The organism is Mesorhizobium sp. P5_C1 (genome assembly GCF_054049815.1).
In genome coordinates, this window is record NZ_JBFULQ010001082.1 from 1 (window position 1) to 1,046 (window position 1,046).

The window sequence follows — 1,046 nt, forward strand, 5'->3', positions numbered from 1 at the left end:
GGCCAATCCTACATCGAGGCGGTGACGTCGACGGCCCTTGCCGGCCAGGTGGCGAGCGGACGGTTCCGGGCCACTGCGGATTTTGCCGAACTTGAGGTCTGCGATGTCATCATCATCTGCGTCCCGACACCGCTGACGAAACACCGCGAGCCGGACCTCTCCTTCGTCAGGGACACGGCAGCCACCATCGCCAAGCATCTGCGTCTCGGCCAGCTGATCGTGCTGGAATCGACCACCTATCCCGGCACCACCGACGACGTGATCAAGCCCATATTGGAAGAAACCGGGTTGCTGTCGAAGACAGACTTCTTCCTCGGCTTCTCGCCCGAACGAGAGGATCCCGGCAACCGCAGCTTTGAAGTCGCGACGATCCCCAAGGTCGTGGCAGGCGACGGCATTGAAGCGGCGACGCTCGTGCAGGCTTTCTACCAGGGTGTGGTCAAGACCGTCGTTCCGGTTTCCACCACGGCGACCGCGGAGGCAGTCAAGCTGACGGAAAACATCTTCCGCTCGGTCAACATAGCCCTGGTCAACGAGTTGAAGGTCGTGTTCGGTGCGATGGGCATCGACATCTGGGAGGTGATCGAGGCGGCAAAGAGCAAGCCCTTCGGCTACATGCCTTTCTATCCTGGCCCCGGACTTGGCGGGCACTGCGTTCCGATCGATCCCTTCTACCTGACATGGAAGGCGCGCGAATACGAACTGCCGACCCGCTTCATCGAACTGGCGGCGGAGATCAACACGGCCATGCCCCGTCATGTGGTCGATGAACTGGCGAAGGCGCTGGACCGGCGCTGCGGCAAGGCGCTCAGCCGCTCGCGCATTCTCATCATCGGGCTCGCTTATAAGAAGAATGTGCCCGACATCCGAGAAAGCCCGTCATTGCGGCTCATTGAACTCATCGAGGAATGGGGCGGCAAGGCGGAATTCCACGATCCGCATGTGGCTGAGATTCCCAGCACACGGGAGCATATGGCGATCAAGGGGCGTCGCTCGGTCGAATTGACCGAGGCGGCCTTGAAGGATTTCGATGCTGTGGTCGTTGC

1 protein-coding gene is annotated in these 1,046 nt (G+C 61.0%); it reads left to right on the plus strand.

What is annotated here, in order from left to right:
• On the plus strand, window positions 1-1,046 hold a 1,046-nt coding region (locus ACXJ7R_RS34025), incomplete at both ends, for a nucleotide sugar dehydrogenase (RefSeq protein ID WP_457155619.1).